We start from the raw sequence: 14449 nt of genomic DNA, 5'->3' as shown, positions 1-14449 counted from the left end.
AACGGTTTTTGCCGCATCGCGAAAACATGAGCAGTAAGGGCCACGTCAGCTTTGTCTCGTCAGGACCGGGGGATCCGGAACTGCTGACCTTGCGCGCCATCCGCCTGCTGCAAAGCTGCGACGTGGTGCTGTATGACGACCTCGCCTCGGGGCCGGTGCTGGAGCAGGTCGGCCCGCAGGCCGAGCGCATTCCGGTCGGCAAACGCGCTGGCCGCCCCTCGGCCAAGCAAGAGCATGTGAACGCCCTGCTGGTCGAACATGCGCAGGCGGGCAAACATGTCGTGCGGCTAAAGTCAGGCGATTCAGGCGTCTTTGGCAGACTGGAGGAAGAGCTGACCGCGCTGCGCGACCATGACATCCCCTTTGAGATCGTGCCCGGCGTGCCCTCGGCTATGGCGGCCGCCGCGATGGCGGGGTTGCCGCTGACCCGGCGCCAGACCGCACGGCGGCTGCAATTCGTCACCGGCGCCGATGTGACCGGAGGTCTGCCCGAGGATCAGAACTGGGCGGCGCTGGCCGATCCACATGCGACCACCGTGGTCTTTATGGGACAGCGCACCTTTCCCCAGATGGCAGCTCTGCTGATCCAGAACGGCCTGCCCGCCGACACCCCAGCCCTGCTGGCCGAAGCGGTGGGCCATCCCCATCAACGCCTGATCCGTTCGACGGTAGCCGAGCTTGCCCGGCAACTGACAACCGAGGGACCAAGCCCGCATCCGGCGCTGATTCTTTACGGCCCTCTGGCGCTGGGGGATTAACCCGTTTGTCCCCGCCACGGGCAATATTGCACGCGCGCCAGCAACAGCTATGCTGACCGGCAGGAGAGGGTCAACATGCTGGGTTACATCACCATCCACGACCATACGCCGGGCGAAGGCGACCGGCTGCTGACCGCGCTTGCCCGGCGGCTGGCTGATAGCAGTCTGCGGCTGGCCGGGGCGGTACAGATCAATACCGAAATCATCCCTGACGGCGATTGCGACATGGATCTGATGATCCTTGGCGATGACGGCCCCCTTGTGCGCATCACCCAATCGCTTGGCCCCGGCTCACAGGCCTGCCGGCTGGACAGCGCGGCGCTGGCCCAGGCCGTCGCCCGCACCGAATCAGTGCTTGAGCGCGGAGCCGATCTGCTGATCGTGAACAAATTCGGCAAGCAGGAATGCTTTGGCCGGGGCTTTCGCGATACCATCGGCCGGGCCCTGGCTGCGGGCATCCCGGTGCTGGTCCATGTACCGCCCGAACAGCTGTCCGGGTTCCGCCTGTTCGCCGGTGATCTGGCCGAGCCGCTTGCGCCTGAAAACATTGACGACTGGTGCCGCACCCGGCTGGCACGCCCCGCCGCATGAGTACGCTGATCGACGCCCGCGGCCTGTTGTGCCCTCTGCCGGTACTGCGACTGCGCAAACGGCTGCTTGATTTACCACAGGGCAGCCGGGTCATGTTGCTGGCCACCGACCCCGCCGCCGTGATCGACGTACCCCATTTCTGCGCCGAGGCGGGCCATCGCCTGATCACCAGCCGGCAGATCGCCCCCGGTGAGACCGAATATATCGTCGAGCGCGGCCCGGCCTGCCCTGTCGCGGCGGGCTGATGCTGGCAATCTTTCTGAAAACCCTGCCCTTCTTTCTGGTCATCGCCACGGGGTGGCTGGCCGGGCGGCTGCGTTTTTTCCCGGCCGAGGCGACCGGCTGGCTGACGAAATTCGTCTTTTACTTTGCGCTTTCAGCAATGCTGTTTCGCTTTGCCGCGACGCTGGATGTGGCGCAGCTTTTCGATCCCGCCTTCGTGCTTGCCTATCTGACTGGCTCGGCTGCTGTATGGGCGCTGGCCTTTGGGGTGGCGCGCTGGCGCAAACAGCCACTCGCCACCGCCGCAATGGAGGCCCATACCGCTATGACCGGCAACACCGGCTTTCTGGGCGTGCCGATGCTGGTGGTGCTGCTGGGTGAACACGCCATCGGCCCGGTACTGATGGTGCTGACCATCGACATGATCGTCTTTTCGACCCTGATCACGCTGATCGTTACCGCCGCAAGACAGGGGCGGGTGCGGCTTGCAACGCTGTTGCCCCTGCTGCGCGGGATTGTCTCGAACCCGATGATCGTCTCAATGCTGGCGGGGCTGGCATGGTCCGGGCTGCACCTGCCGATGCCCGGCCCCCTGGATGAATTTCTGGCGCTTCTCGGGGCATCGGCCACGCCGGGGGCACTGTTTGCCATCGGGGCAAGCCTTGCCGGACGCGCGGCCGAACGGCTGGGCCCGGCAATCTGGCTAAGCCTTGCGAAACTGATCCTGCACCCTGTCGCGGTCGGTGTGGCGGCGCTTGCAATCTTTGGCGTGAACCCCGAGGCGGCAGGGGTAATGATTGCGGCGGCGGCTCTGCCGGTCGCAGGCAATGTCTATATCCTTGCGCAATATTTCGGCACCGCCGTCCAGCGCGTTTCGGCTGCGATCCTGATCTCGACCGCGGTAAGCATCGCCACGGTCCCTGTCGTCATTCACCTGATCACGAAAGGCTAGACCATGCCCGGCATTTCCGAACTGCGGCTGCAAAACCTGATTCTGGACATGGATGACGACGGGATCGCGACCGTCACGCTGAACCGCGCGGCCAAGCGCAACGCCCTGAACGCCGAAACAATCGAAGAGCTGATCAGCGTCTTTTCCGCCCTGCCCGCCGCCGGAGCGCGCGCAGCCATTCTGCGTGCCGAAGGGCCGCATTTCTGCGCCGGGCTGGATCTGGTCGAGCATGGGCAGGAACAACGCAGCCCCGCCGAATTCATGCGCATCTGCCTGCGCTGGCACGAGGCCTTTAACAAGATCGAATATGGCGGCGTCCCGGTCATCGCGGCCCTTAAGGGTGCGGTGGTCGGCGGCGGGCTGGAGCTTGCCTCGTCCGTCCATATCCGCGTCATGGACGAGACCACCTATTTCGGCCTGCCCGAAGGCCAGCGCGGCCTTTTCACCGGCGGCGGCGCCACCATCCGCGTACCGCGTCTGATCGGTCAGGCGCGCATGGTCGATATGATGCTGACCGGTCGGCTGTATGCCGGCGATGAGGCCGTGCAGGTCGGGTTGGCGCAATATCGCGTCAAGGACAGCGGGGCCAAGGCCCGCGAAATCGCCTTGCGCGTCGCGCAGAATACGCCCCTGTCGAATTTCGCCATCTGCTCGGCAATCTCGCATATGCAGAACATGTCGGGGCTGGACGCCGCCTATGCCGAGGCGATGGTCGCAGGCATCGTCAACACGCAAGAGGCCGCCAAGGACCGGCTTGACAGCTTTTCCCGCGGCACCGCGCAAAAGATCAAACCTCAGGGTGCAGGGGCCTAGCCCCGCCCACGCCTAGTTCACCGGGCGGATCAGCTTTTTCTCAAGCACCCGCAGGACGGCCGGCAGATCATGGCCGCGTTTAAGGATGCGGCCATCCATCCCGATCACCGCATATTGCCCCTGCGCATTGCGTAACCGCGGACGCTTTTCAATGCGGTAAAGCGGATGCTCGGTCGCACGGCGAAACACCGAAAATACCGCCATGTCGCGCAGAAAAGACATGGCATAGTCGCGCCATTCGCCCGCCGCCACCATGCGCCCGTAAAGAGAAAGAATGACGCCCAGCTCGGCCCGGTCAAAGGCCACGCGATCATGCTCGGACGGGAAACCGAAGGGCATATTCATCATGACGAAATGGTGACACCGGCCCGGCGCACAATCAATGGAAAACAGGGGTGGCGCCTTGCGCCCCGGCAGCCCGCGCGCATCTGTGGCCTTAAAGGCCCGCCCGTCGACGACCCGCCATTTGGGCCAGGGTACCGTCGCGCCACATGCCTTCGTGCACGCCAACCATGATGACATGGCCCGCGATCAGCGCCAGCAGCAGCCAGGCCAGCTCACCGTGCAGCGCCTCACCTATGGTGACCATCCAGTCGATGGGCGGCTGCTGCGCGGGAAAAACCTCAAAACCAAAGGGCGCAAACACCCGCTCACCACCATAGGCACGCAGCAGCGCCGACACCGGCACGATCACCATCACGAGATAAAGCGCCAGATGGCCAAGCCGTGCGGCAATGCCCCAGAACCCGGCCCCATGGTCAGGCCGGTGCCGGCGGTTGACCAGCGCCCAGATCACCCTGATCACGATCAGCAGGAACAGCACCGTTCCAACCGGTTGATGCCAGCCGACAAAGAACCCCACCAGCGGCGTGCGCCCCAACACAAGCCTCAGCCCCATGCCGGTAAACTGCCAAAGCATCAGGACGGCGATGCTCCAATGCAATAACCGCGTCATCCTGCCATAGCGCAGCGCGGTATCCCGCCACGTTAGGGAATTGCAAAGATTTGTATCTTTTGGCACGGTCACTTGAAATGGGTAAAGTTGACTAGATTTGTTGGTGACAGTATGGCCATGACCCCATACGGGCAAGTCCCGCAAGCCGGCATCCGGGGTCACATGATTGTCAACGCTTTCTTTCCCTTGCAGTTTTTCCCATCCCGAAAAGGGCGGGCGTGACATGGATGTCTTTCGTCATCAGGCGCAAAGCGCAGACAACCACCCGTTGACCGAGGCACAAGAGGGGTTGTGGTATGTTCAGGCGCTGGACCCCGAAAACCCGATTCTGAATACCGGGCAGTATCTTGAGCTGACCGGCCCTCTGGACCGGGATGCGCTGGTTCAGGCCGTGACCCGCACCGTCGCCGAGACCCCGGCCCTGGCGCTGCGCTTTGCCACCGGGCCAGAGGGACCGCGGCAATGGGTGGGGCAGCCCCCGATGCTGGGTTTTGCCGATCTGTCCGCCCAACCCGACGCCAAGGCGCAGGCTATGGCCCGGATGCAGGCCGACAGCCAGCGCCCGCTGGATCTGGAAAATGAACCTGCGGGGGCGCTGACGCTTTTCGTACTCGGCCCCCGGCACCATCTGCTTTACGAGCGCATCCATCACCTGGCCATCGACGGCTATGGCATGGTGCTGGTGACAAACCGTATCGCCGCGCATTACGCGGCGCTGGTTGCCGGAGCCCCCGTACCCCAACCCTTTGGCCCTCTGTCGCTGGCGTTCGAAGAGGATACAGCCTGGCGCGCCTCGCCCCGCCGCCTTGCCGACCGTGACTGGTGGCACGCCGAACTGGCCGAAATGCCCGAAGTCAGCGGGCTGGCTCAGGGTCGCGCGGTCAGCGGCCATGATTTCCTGCGCGATTCGCGCCTGCTGCCCCAGTCGCTGCTGGACAGGTTGGCCGATTACAGCACCACGCACCGGCTGGGCTGGCCCGATGTGCTGAATGCGCTGACCGGGGCCTATCTTGCGCGCTGGACGGGCGGAGAGGCGGTGATCGGCCTGCCCTTCATGGCCCGCATGGGGCGCACGATTGCCCAGGTGCCCTGTATGGCGATGAACGTGCTGCCGCACCGGCTGCAACTGGACGAGGACGCGCCCCTGCCCGAATGGCTGGCAGCGCAGTCCCGGCGTATGGCGCAGGCCCGTCGCCGTGGCCTTTACCGCAGCGAGCTTTTGCGGCGCGAGCTGGGGCTCGTGGGTGGCACACGGCGCCTTTATGGCCCGCTGGTAAACGTGCAACCTTTTGACAAAGCGCCTGAGTTTCCGGGCCTTGATTGTCGTTTACATATCCTTGGCGCTGGCGCAGTCGATGACCTGACCCTGACTTTTCGCGGCGATCCCGCCTCGGGCATGATCTTTGAGGTGGATGCAAACCCCGCCCTCTACTCAACCGAAGAGGTGCGCGCCCATGGCGACCGGCTGGTGGCCTTTCTGACCGCCGCGCTCAGCGCAGAAAGCCTTGCCAGTGTCCCGACCGCCAGCCCCGAAGAAATCGCAGCCTCGCGCGCACGGGCCGAGGCCACGCGCCACCCCCTGCCCGACACTACCCTGACTGCGCTGATCGAGACCCGGCTGACCGCAACGCCCAAGGACCCGGCCGTCAGCCTTGGCGCACAGACCCTCAGTTTTGCGGAACTCGACCGCCGCAGCGCCGCCCTTGCCGCGCAACTGCAACAGCTTGGCGCAGGTCCCGACCGTATCGTGGCGGTGGCGCTTGAGCGGTCGCTGGAACTGCCCGTCGCATTGCTGGCGATCCTGCGCGCCGGGGCGGCGTATCTGCCGCTTGACCCTGCGCATCCGCCCGAACGCATCGCCCGCATCATGGCGCAGGCACAACCGGTCGTGGCACTGACCTCGGCCGATCTGACCGGGCTGTTCCCACCCGAAACCCGGATTCTGCTGCCCGAAAACTGGCCTGCTGAAGGCCAACCAAAGGACGGGCCTCGGCCCGGCGATCTGGCCTATGTGATCTTTACCTCGGGCTCGACCGGCGAGCCCAAGGGCGTCGCGGTCGAACATCGCGCCATCGTCAACCGCCTGTTGTGGATGCAGGCGCATTACGGCGTCGGGTCGCAGGACCGCATCCTGCAAAAGACCCCCGCTACCTTCGACGTTTCAGTGTGGGAGTTCTTCCTGCCCATGATCACGGGGGCCGAGCTGGTGATGGCACCCCCCGGCGCACATCGTGACCCCGCGGCCATCGCGCGCCTGATCCGCGAACGTGCCATCACTACCTGCCATTTCGTCCCGTCGATGCTTTCGGCGTTTCTGGCCTCGCCGGCCTCGCAGGGACTGCAACTGCGGCGGGTCTTTTGCTCGGGAGAAGAGCTGACAGCGGATCAGCGCGACCGTTTCCACGCCCGGATCACGGCCGGGTTGCATAACCTCTATGGCCCGACCGAAGCGGCAGTGGATGTCAGCTATTGGCCCGCTACGCCCGAAGACCGCTCAAACCCCATCCCGATTGGCTGGCCGGTATGGAATACGGCGCTGGAGGTGCTGGACGACCGGATGCGCCCCGTGCCGCCGGGACTGGCCGGGCATCTGTATCTGGGCGGGGTGCAACTGGCGCGCGGCTATCTGGGTCGCCCCGATCTGACGGCCGAGCGGTTTATCAACGGGCCTGCGGGACGGCTTTACGCCACCGGCGATCTGGCGCGGCTTCGGCCGGATGGGGCGGTGGTCTATCTTGGCCGCTCGGACCATCAGGTCAAGATCCGCGGACTGCGGGTCGAGCTGGGCGAGATCGAGGCCGCGATCATGGCCTCCGGCCTTGCCCGCGAATGTGTGGTCATCGCGCGCGAAGATCATGCCGGCGAAAAGCGTCTCGTCGTCTATCTGGTGCCGACCGCGGACTGGCGGCCGGGCCTGTTGGCCGAGCGGCTGGCGGCCTGCCTGCCTGCCTATATGGTCCCCTCGGCGGAGGTGGCGCTGGAGGCGCTGCCCGTAACCTCGAACGGCAAGCTTGATCGCAAGGCGCTGCCCGCGCCGGAATTCGCCGTGGCCGGCCGGGCCGCCGAAACCCCGACCGAACAACTGCTGGCCCGGCTTTACGCCGAGATCCTGCACCTGTCTGAACCCGCCCCAGCCGAAGCGGATTTCTTTGCGCTTGGCGGGGATTCGCTATCCGCTGTGCGGCTGGCCCAGGCGCTTGAGGCCGAAATCGGCCGCGACCCCGGCCTTGGCACGATTTTTGAACATCCCGTGCTGGCGGTCCTGGCCGCAGCACTGGACGGTCAGGCGCCGCAGGACGACGGGCTTGGCCCGGTGATCCTGCTGGCCGAAGGCGATGCCAATACCGCGCCACTTTTCCTTATCCACCCGGCTGGCGGGCTGTCCTGGGGCTATCGCGGTCTTGCCCGGCGCATCGCCCCCACCCGGCGGGTCTGGGGGTTGCAGCACCCGGGGCTTGATCCATCCGTGCCCATGCCGGACAGCCTTGCCGCGCTGGCGCAGGACTATGCGCAAAAGGCGGCTGAACTGGCACCACAGGGACCGATCCATCTGGTCGGCTGGTCGGTAGGCGGCATCCTGGCCCAGGAAATCGCGGCGATCCTGTCCGGCATGGGCCGTGAGCCCGGCCTTGTCGCCATGCTGGACAGCTATCCCTGCGACGCCTGGCGTGATGAGCCCGAACCTGACCCGGTCGCCGCGCTGCGCGCACTGCTGGCCATTGCCGGCTATGATCCCGAGGCGCATCGCGATCTGGACACCCGCGAGGCGGTCGTCGCCTTTCTGCGTCAGGGTGACAGCGCGCTGGGGGCATTGCCCGCGCAGGTGCTTGACGGGGTGATCCGCACAGTCACCGGCACGAACCGGCTGATCCGCAACCATCACCACCGCCGCTACGACGGCAAGATCACGCATTTCCGCGCCGCCCGCGATCACAAGGACCGGGATCTGACACCGGAAATGTGGGGCCCCTATGTCGGCTGGCTAGAGGTCATCGACCTGCCCTTTTTGCACGCCGAGATGACCTCGACCGAGGCCACCGCCCTGATTGGACCCGCGATTAACCAAAGGCTGCGCCGCGGCTGACCACCGTATCCGGCGGGCGCAGCAGCAACAACGGTAAGGCAAGGGGCAGATTTGGGGCAGACCCTTGCCTCAACTCAGCCATGGCAGAACGCCCAGTCCTCGCGCATTCAGGCAGCTCCCCGCCCCCGCGGGACGCGATGCGCGGCCATATTCCGACCATGCCAAGGCCGCAAAGCAGCCCGATTAACAGATATCCGGCCAAGCCCATCCGAATCACCTCATCGTTTCGCACCATCATTCGCGCGAAAGTCCAAAGATCCGGTTAATCCGCCTCGGCGAATTGAAAAGCCAGCGGGAACGAGCCGGCGAGGGTCTGGATATGGACATGTTCGCGCAGCACATGAAGTTGCGCGCGATGCCCGGGATGTTGTGCAAGATCGGCAACGAACTGCATGGTCGCAGGCGCAGGACCATCGGGCGGCGGGCCGTCACTGCCCGAGCGTTTTTCGCGATCCCCCAATGCCACCAGCAGCGGCAGCGAGGCCGGGGCGGCAGCAGCGGCAACACGGCGGATCAGTGCCTCATCCCACCAGATTGACGGGCTGATCGAGGCGTAACGCGCAAACCCCCCGGGCCGCGCCAACAGCGCATAAAGCGCAAAAAGCCCGCCAAAACTGTGCCCCCAGAGCGTGCGGCGGGCGGGGTCGACAGCAAGGCCATCCTCGGCCGCAGCACGCAGCGGTCCGGTCAGCAGATCGTGAAAGATCGCCGCACCTCCAGCCGTCCGGCCGGGATGAACGGGATCGGGGCGCAGCCCGTCTCCGGGACCGTCGGGGGCGGTAAAATCCTGCGTCCGCAGCTCACGCGCGAATTGCCGGTCAGTGTCATAGCCGACACCGACGATCACCAGCCCCGGCGCCTGGGCCAAATGCTCGGCCGTCAGAAAGTCGAAAACAGCATTGCCATCCAGCATGTAGAGGATCGGCCAACCCTGCACAGGCGCTGGCCCCCTGGGTAAGGCAAGAAACAAACGGTAGCCCGGACCAACGGCCACCGTGCGCTGCGAAAGTTCATGTGTTGGCGCGCCGGTCTGAAATATGCGCAGCTCTGCCTGCTTTCTTGCGTGTTCGGGCCCGACTTTGCCTAGCTGCGACATGGTGCGACAATCCTTCCGTTCACAAAGCTCTGTGCCGTGGTTTGGGTTAGTTGACAAGGACCGTCAGGAATATAGGGTGCCCCGCGAAACCAGCCAGCCATAGCGGTCAGCTAACCCGATCCCTTTCAGGAGTTCCCCCATGGCCATTCGTTCCTGCCTCTCATTGCGCGCGATGCTGGGCGCCTCGGCGCTGGCACTGTCGGTCCTGTCCGGCCCGGTGCTGGCCGACACCATCTTTACCAAACCGCTGGTTGATTTCGCCGGTTATGTCGGAGCAGGCGGCGTGGACCGCGCCCCTGTTTATAAAGGCGGCAAGGCAGTGATCGAGGGCGAGGACCTGATCCCCGGCCAGACCGTCACGCTGATGCGCGGCACGACCACCCTGAACGCTGAACCGATCACCGTCGATGCCGAGGGCAAGTTCAGCTTTGCGCTGGACATTGATGCCGAGGCCGAACTGGGCCTGCAACCGATCGTCGTCATCACCGAAAACCCCGCCTCGGCCAAGGTGATCGAGTTGAAGATCTCGCCCGAGGTACCGGTCTCGGGCGCGGACAAGTTCTCGGTCGCCAGCGAACCGGTGGTGCGCGGCCTTTATCAGGTCAAGTTCAGCGAGGCCGCGAACGCCGCCTTTGTGACCAGCGCGGTCGGCCGTCCCCCGGTCAAGGAATCCAAACTTGTCAAGATCAACCCCGAGACGCTGAAGATCGAGGCCGAGGTTACACCCGCCGCTGCTCCGGCTGGCGGAGACGGCAGCGACGCAGGGGTTTTCGCCGTCTATGGCGTCGACGTCGATGAGGCAAACGGCAATGTTTGGGTGACGAATACCCGTCAGAACACCGCCGCAGTCTACAGGCAATCGGACCTGTCGCTGGTCAAGCAATTCGAGCCGGGGGCCGTTCCTCATGCCCGCGATATCATCGTGGATGAGGCCAACAGCCGCGCCTATGCCAGCTCGACCGGCTCATCCGAGATCAAGGTCTTTGACACCAAGACCCTTGAACCGCTGGAGCCTATCGTCATCAAATCGCAGATCCGGGGCGAGCAGTTCTCGACCATGGCGCTGGATATCGACGAAGAGGGCGGCACGCTTGTCACCGTCAGCCTGTCCACCCCGGAAGCAGCAATCGTCGATCTGAAATCGGGCGAAGTCCGGGTGATCGCGCTGCCCGGCGCCAAGGCCGCCTCGGGCGTGGCCTATGACCCGAAAGAGGGGCTGATCTTTGTCGCCTCGCAGGCCACCGACAACCTGCTGATCATCAAGGCCGAAACCGGCGAAGTCCTGCATGACGTCGCCGTGGGGGCCGGGGCGCTGAACGTCGCATTCGAGCCGGTCTCGCGGCTGGCCTATGTCGCCACGCGCGGCGCCGGTACCATCGCCGTCGTCAGCCCCGAAGGCGAAATCGTCGCCAACATCGACGCCGGCAGCCTGCCGAACCAGTTGCGCGCCGATGGCAAAGGCAACATCTGGGCGGTGAACAAGTCGAAAGGCGAAGGGGACGAGGCCGGCGACCGTATCTGGCGCATCACCCCCGCCGCAGGCTAAGACAGCCTCTGACCCGGCCCGTGGCGAGCAAATCCCAGCGCGCCACGGGTATTTGCGAATGGATGCGCCCATGACCCTGACCCGCGCCCTGCTTGCCGCCCTTGCCCTGGTCACTTCGCTGGCTGCGGCCCGGGCTGAGGTGACCGTCACGGATATCATTGGGCGTCAGGTCACCCTGCCCCAGCCTGCAAAGCATATCGTTCTGGGCGAAGGCCGTCATCTGGCCGTCCTTGGGCTGATCCATGACGATCCGGTGGCGCTGGTCGCGGGCTGGCGGCTGGACAAGGCGCTGGATGAGCCGACAATGCAGGCCTATCGCGAGAAATTCCCCGCCATTGACGAGATCCGTCCCGTCGGCTCGGGCAACCGCGACATCTCGGCCGAGGCGATCATTGCCCTGCATCCCGATCTGGTGGTCCTGACACTGATCGACCGCAACGACCCCGGCACCGAAGTCGCCCGCCAGCAAATCGAGGCCGCAGGTATCCCGGTTGCCTATGTGGATTTCTTTTCCCACCCCCAGGAAAATTCGATCCCCAGCCTGCGCGTTCTTGGCAAACTGACCGGCGCCGAGGAACGGGCCGAGGAATTCGCGACCTTCTACGAAAGCCGCCTGACGCGTATCCGCGACCGGCTGGCCGCGCCGGATATCAGGCGGCCACGCGTGTTCTTTCACGTCCATGCCGCGCCGGTGAACTGCTGTTCAACGGTCGGAACCGGGGTGTTTAACGACTTTATCACCACTGCTGGCGGCCAGAATATCGGCAATGACAGCGTGAAAGGCGTGCTTGGCAATGTCAGTCTGGAATATCTGATCGGGGCCGATCCCGACATCTATATCGCCACAGGCGGCACGCATATGGCGGCGCGTGGCGGGCTTGTGCTTGGCTCGGGCGTCGATGCCAGGACCGCGCAGGCCAGCTTTGACCGGCTGATCTCGGCCCCCGGCTTTTCCTCGCTGCGGGCGGTGGAGGACGGCCGCGTCGCCGGGGTCTGGCATCTTTTCAACGATTCGCCCGTGCATATCGCGCTGATCGAATATCTGGCGAAAACCTTCCATCCCGACCTTTTCGAGGACGTCGATCCCGCCGCCACCCTGGCCGAGATCAACGCCCGTTTCTCGCCCGTCACTGTGCCGGGTACATGGTGGGTGGCCCCCAAAAAATGAGCGACGCGATCCTGCAACTTTACCACCGGCAAGGCCGGCGCAACGCCCTGCTCGTGGGCGTTCTGGGTGTGGCGGCGCTGGCGGCGCTGCTGTTGGATCTGGTCACCGGCCCGGCCGGTCTGCCGCTGGCAGAAACGCTGCGCGCGCTGACCGGAGGTGAGGTCGGGCGCGGCACGCAGGTGATCGTCTGGGATGTGCGGCTGCCGGTCGCCTGTATGGCTTTGCTCGTCGGGGCGGCGCTGGCGCTTGCCGGGGCCGAGATGCAGACCGTGCTGGAAAACCCGCTGGCCGAATCCTTTACCTTGGGCGTTTCGTCTTCGGCCGCGCTTGGCGCAGCGGTGGCGATCGTGCTGGGCCTGACCCTGCCCGGCCTGCCCGCCGTCTGGAGCGTTTCCGTCAACGCCTTTGTCTTTGCGGTTGGCGCGCTTGCCCTGCTGCAATTGCTTGGCCGGCTGCGCGGCGGCGGGCCGGAGGTGCTGATCCTTTTCGGGGTGGCTCTGAATTTTACCTCGGCCGCACTGCTGTCGCTGCTGCAATTTGTCGCCTCGGCCGATGCGCTGCAACAGCTGGTGTTCTGGACCATGGGCAGCCTGGCCTCGGCGCAATGGCAGGGGGTGCTGATGCTGGCGCTGGTGCTGGCCATTACGGTACCTTTTTCCTTCCGCGCCGCATGGAGGCTGACCGCACTGCGGCTGGGCGAGGCGCAGGCCCGCAGCTTTGGCGTCGATGTCGCCGGGCTAAGGCGCTGGACACTGCTCAGGGTCAGCCTGCTGGCCGCCTCGGCCGTGTCGATGGTGGGGGTGATCGGCTTTGTCGGTCTGGCAGGGCCACATATCGCCCGCATGCTGGTCGGCGAAAACCACCGCGTCTTTCTGCCCGCCAGCATCCTGACCGGGGCGCTGGTGATGTCGCTGGCCTCGACGCTTAGCAAGACGCTGGTGCCGGGTGTGCTGCTGCCGGTCGGGCTGGTCACCTCTCTGATCGGGTTGCCGATCTTTTTCGCGCTGATCCTGCGGGGAAGGCGGCGTTGATGGAGGGGTTGCTCGCACAGAATATCTCGGTCCGCTACGGCGCACGCAATGTGCTGTCGGGGCTGGATCTGCCACTGCTGCGCCCGGGCGAAGTCACTGTGCTGGCCGGACCGAACGCCGCAGGAAAGTCCACGCTGCTGCGCGCCATCGCCCAGCTGCAACCCTATAGTGGCAAGGTAGTCCTTGACGGCAGCGACCTTGCGCATGTTCCGATGCGCGACCGCGCCCGGCTGGTCGGCTTCATGCCGCAAAGCCTGCCGGCCAGCTCTTCTCTTGTGGCGCTGGAAAGCGTGATCGCGGCGCTGCGTTCGGGGGAAACCGTCAGCGCGCGACAGGCCGATGCCACGGCCATGGCAGTCCTGAACAAGCTGGGGATCGAGGCGCTGGCGCTTGAGCCCCTGTCATCGCTGTCAGGCGGGCAGCGCCAGATGGTCAGCCTGGCGCAAGCCATCGTGCGCGACCCACGCCTGTTGCTGCTGGACGAACCGACCAGCGCGCTGGATCTGGCGCGGCAGGTCCGTCTGTTATCAGAACTGCGTCGGCTGGCAGGCGAGGGCCGGATCGTTGTCGCAGTGCTGCATGATCTGGCGCTGGCGGCGCAATGGGCCGACCGCATCGTATTGATCCACGGCGGCCATACCCGTGCCGAAGGACGCCCCGAAGAGGTTCTGACCCCCGAGCTGCTGGCCGAAGTCTATGGCGTCGAGGCCAGGGTTGAACGCTGTTCGCGCGGGCGCATCATGGTAATGATCGACGGCGAGCACGCCCCCGCCTGAGCCGCTGGGTTCAGTTCGCCCGCTGGCGCGAACGGAAGGGCAAGGGGGTCACCGGGATGCCGTCCTCAAGCAGCTTTTTGGCGTCCTCAAGCCGCGCCTCGCCATGGATCGCGCGTTCGGGGACCTGCCCCTCGAACATGGCGCGGGCCTCAGAGGCAAAGGACATGCCCACGTAATCCGAGTTATTCTCGATATGCTGGCGCAGCTTTTCGACCGTGGCCTCATATTCATTGCGCGGGGTGTGCAGATCGGCAGCCTCGTCGCGCGATTGCGCGACACGCGGGGCCATCAGCGCCTTTTCCACCTTGGCCGAACCGCAATGCGTACAAGAGATCTGACCCGCCGAACGCAAGCTTTCAAACCCGTCCGAGGACCGGAACCAGCCGTCGAAATCATGGCCTTTGTCACAGCGCAGGGCGTAGCGGATCATCTTGACTCCTTTCCCCTTCAGATATCG

Annotated in this window: 14 protein-coding genes; 10 read left to right on the top strand and 4 right to left on the bottom strand. The window is 65.0% G+C overall.

Going from position 1 to position 14449, the window contains the following annotated elements; translation table 11 throughout:
- Positions 1–26 precede the first annotated feature (26 nt).
- The 5 genes from cobA to PARACOCCUSGL_RS0104650 all read left to right on the top strand — a co-directional run bounded on the left by cobA (position 27) and on the right by PARACOCCUSGL_RS0104650 (position 3336).
- Complete coding sequence (gene cobA / locus PARACOCCUSGL_RS0104670) at positions 27–758, top strand: uroporphyrinogen-III C-methyltransferase (protein WP_010393604.1); 732 nt, start codon at positions 27–29, stop codon at positions 756–758.
- Between the two features lie 75 nt (positions 759–833).
- A complete protein-coding gene (locus PARACOCCUSGL_RS0104665; RefSeq protein WP_010393602.1) occupies positions 834–1349 on the top strand; it encodes a DUF2478 domain-containing protein in 516 nt (171 codons plus the stop codon).
- A complete protein-coding gene (locus PARACOCCUSGL_RS0104660; protein WP_010393600.1) occupies positions 1346–1594 on the top strand; it encodes a sulfurtransferase TusA family protein in 249 nt (82 codons plus the stop codon). The genes PARACOCCUSGL_RS0104665 and PARACOCCUSGL_RS0104660 overlap by 4 nt, the downstream gene beginning before the upstream one ends.
- Complete coding sequence (locus PARACOCCUSGL_RS0104655; RefSeq protein WP_010393597.1) at positions 1594–2523, top strand: AEC family transporter; 930 nt, start codon at positions 1594–1596, stop codon at positions 2521–2523. Before PARACOCCUSGL_RS0104660 ends, PARACOCCUSGL_RS0104655 begins: the two co-directional genes overlap by 1 nt.
- A 3-nt stretch (positions 2524–2526) precedes the next feature.
- On the top strand, positions 2527–3336 hold the full coding sequence (locus PARACOCCUSGL_RS0104650) for a crotonase/enoyl-CoA hydratase family protein (protein WP_010393594.1): 810 nt from the start codon (positions 2527–2529) through the stop codon (positions 3334–3336).
- Positions 3337–3348: 12 nt separating this feature from the next.
- On the opposite strand, the gene PARACOCCUSGL_RS0104645 is transcribed toward PARACOCCUSGL_RS0104650, so the two are convergent.
- Both PARACOCCUSGL_RS0104645 and PARACOCCUSGL_RS0104640 read right to left on the bottom strand, forming a co-directional pair.
- Positions 3349–3681: a DUF2794 domain-containing protein gene (locus PARACOCCUSGL_RS0104645; RefSeq protein ID WP_029371513.1), complete on the bottom strand. Its 333-nt coding sequence runs from the start codon at positions 3679–3681 to the stop codon at positions 3349–3351.
- 91 nt (positions 3682–3772) lie between these two features.
- On the bottom strand, positions 3773–4291 hold the full coding sequence (locus tag PARACOCCUSGL_RS0104640) for a cytochrome b (RefSeq protein WP_050804159.1): 519 nt from the start codon (positions 4289–4291) through the stop codon (positions 3773–3775).
- A gap of 223 nt (positions 4292–4514) precedes the next feature.
- Between PARACOCCUSGL_RS0104640 and PARACOCCUSGL_RS0104635 the strand changes: the two genes are divergently transcribed.
- Positions 4515–8375 carry a non-ribosomal peptide synthetase gene (locus PARACOCCUSGL_RS0104635; protein ID WP_010393587.1) on the top strand — a complete coding sequence of 1287 codons (3861 nt, stop codon included), beginning with the start codon at positions 4515–4517 and terminating at the stop codon, positions 8373–8375.
- Positions 8376–8637: 262 nt separating this feature from the next.
- Here the strand turns inward: PARACOCCUSGL_RS0104635 and PARACOCCUSGL_RS0104625 are convergent, their stop codons facing one another.
- The gene (locus PARACOCCUSGL_RS0104625; RefSeq protein WP_010393585.1) at positions 8638–9471 is read right to left on the bottom strand and encodes an alpha/beta hydrolase; all 834 of its coding nucleotides are present in this window, start codon (positions 9469–9471) and stop codon (positions 8638–8640) included.
- Positions 9472–9610: 139 nt separating this feature from the next.
- Between PARACOCCUSGL_RS0104625 and PARACOCCUSGL_RS0104620 the strand changes: the two genes are divergently transcribed.
- The 4 genes from PARACOCCUSGL_RS0104620 (at position 9611) to PARACOCCUSGL_RS0104605 (ending at position 13992) form a co-directional block, all read left to right on the top strand.
- Positions 9611–11017 (top strand): ATP-binding protein, encoded by a 1407-nt coding sequence (locus tag PARACOCCUSGL_RS0104620; protein WP_010393583.1) that lies wholly within the window; start codon positions 9611–9613, stop codon positions 11015–11017.
- Positions 11018–11087: 70 nt separating this feature from the next.
- Positions 11088–12185 carry an ABC transporter substrate-binding protein gene (locus PARACOCCUSGL_RS0104615; RefSeq protein WP_040601707.1) on the top strand — a complete coding sequence of 366 codons (1098 nt, stop codon included), beginning with the start codon at positions 11088–11090 and terminating at the stop codon, positions 12183–12185.
- Positions 12182–13216: an iron ABC transporter permease gene (locus PARACOCCUSGL_RS0104610; protein ID WP_010393578.1), complete on the top strand. Its 1035-nt coding sequence runs from the start codon at positions 12182–12184 to the stop codon at positions 13214–13216. The genes PARACOCCUSGL_RS0104615 and PARACOCCUSGL_RS0104610 overlap by 4 nt, the downstream gene beginning before the upstream one ends.
- Positions 13216–13992, top strand: a complete 777-nt coding sequence (locus PARACOCCUSGL_RS0104605; RefSeq protein ID WP_010393575.1) for an ABC transporter ATP-binding protein — start codon at positions 13216–13218, stop codon at positions 13990–13992. Before PARACOCCUSGL_RS0104610 ends, PARACOCCUSGL_RS0104605 begins: the two co-directional genes overlap by 1 nt.
- Before the next feature lie 10 nt (positions 13993–14002).
- Here PARACOCCUSGL_RS0104605 and PARACOCCUSGL_RS0104600 read toward each other — a convergent pair whose 3' ends face one another.
- A complete protein-coding gene (locus tag PARACOCCUSGL_RS0104600) occupies positions 14003–14422 on the bottom strand; it encodes a DUF1178 family protein (protein WP_010393573.1) in 420 nt (139 codons plus the stop codon).
- Between the last annotated feature and the right edge of the window lie 27 nt (positions 14423–14449).

This window comes from Paracoccus sp. TRP, from assembly GCF_000185925.1.
GTDB lineage: Bacteria > Pseudomonadota > Alphaproteobacteria > Rhodobacterales > Rhodobacteraceae > Paracoccus > Paracoccus kondratievae.
Note: the sequence above shows the minus strand (reverse complement) of the source record. Positions and strands in the feature narration are given on the sequence as shown.

Coding starts and splice junctions, on each gene's coding strand:
- cobA (WP_010393604.1), top strand. CDS start 27: ATGAGCAGTAAGGGCCACGTCAGCTTTGTCTCGTCAGGACCGGGGGAT.
- PARACOCCUSGL_RS0104665 (WP_010393602.1), top strand. CDS start 834: ATGCTGGGTTACATCACCATCCACGACCATACGCCGGGCGAAGGCGAC.
- PARACOCCUSGL_RS0104660 (WP_010393600.1), top strand. CDS start 1,346: ATGAGTACGCTGATCGACGCCCGCGGCCTGTTGTGCCCTCTGCCGGTA.
- PARACOCCUSGL_RS0104655 (WP_010393597.1), top strand. CDS start 1,594: ATGCTGGCAATCTTTCTGAAAACCCTGCCCTTCTTTCTGGTCATCGCC.
- PARACOCCUSGL_RS0104650 (WP_010393594.1), top strand. CDS start 2,527: ATGCCCGGCATTTCCGAACTGCGGCTGCAAAACCTGATTCTGGACATG.
- PARACOCCUSGL_RS0104645 (WP_029371513.1), bottom strand. CDS start 3,681: ATGAATATGCCCTTCGGTTTCCCGTCCGAGCATGATCGCGTGGCCTTT.
- PARACOCCUSGL_RS0104640 (WP_050804159.1), bottom strand. CDS start 4,291: ATGACGCGGTTATTGCATTGGAGCATCGCCGTCCTGATGCTTTGGCAG.
- PARACOCCUSGL_RS0104635 (WP_010393587.1), top strand. CDS start 4,515: ATGGATGTCTTTCGTCATCAGGCGCAAAGCGCAGACAACCACCCGTTG.
- PARACOCCUSGL_RS0104625 (WP_010393585.1), bottom strand. CDS start 9,471: ATGTCGCAGCTAGGCAAAGTCGGGCCCGAACACGCAAGAAAGCAGGCA.
- PARACOCCUSGL_RS0104620 (WP_010393583.1), top strand. CDS start 9,611: ATGGCCATTCGTTCCTGCCTCTCATTGCGCGCGATGCTGGGCGCCTCG.
- PARACOCCUSGL_RS0104615 (WP_040601707.1), top strand. CDS start 11,088: ATGACCCTGACCCGCGCCCTGCTTGCCGCCCTTGCCCTGGTCACTTCG.
- PARACOCCUSGL_RS0104610 (WP_010393578.1), top strand. CDS start 12,182: ATGAGCGACGCGATCCTGCAACTTTACCACCGGCAAGGCCGGCGCAAC.
- PARACOCCUSGL_RS0104605 (WP_010393575.1), top strand. CDS start 13,216: ATGGAGGGGTTGCTCGCACAGAATATCTCGGTCCGCTACGGCGCACGC.
- PARACOCCUSGL_RS0104600 (WP_010393573.1), bottom strand. CDS start 14,422: ATGATCCGCTACGCCCTGCGCTGTGACAAAGGCCATGATTTCGACGGC.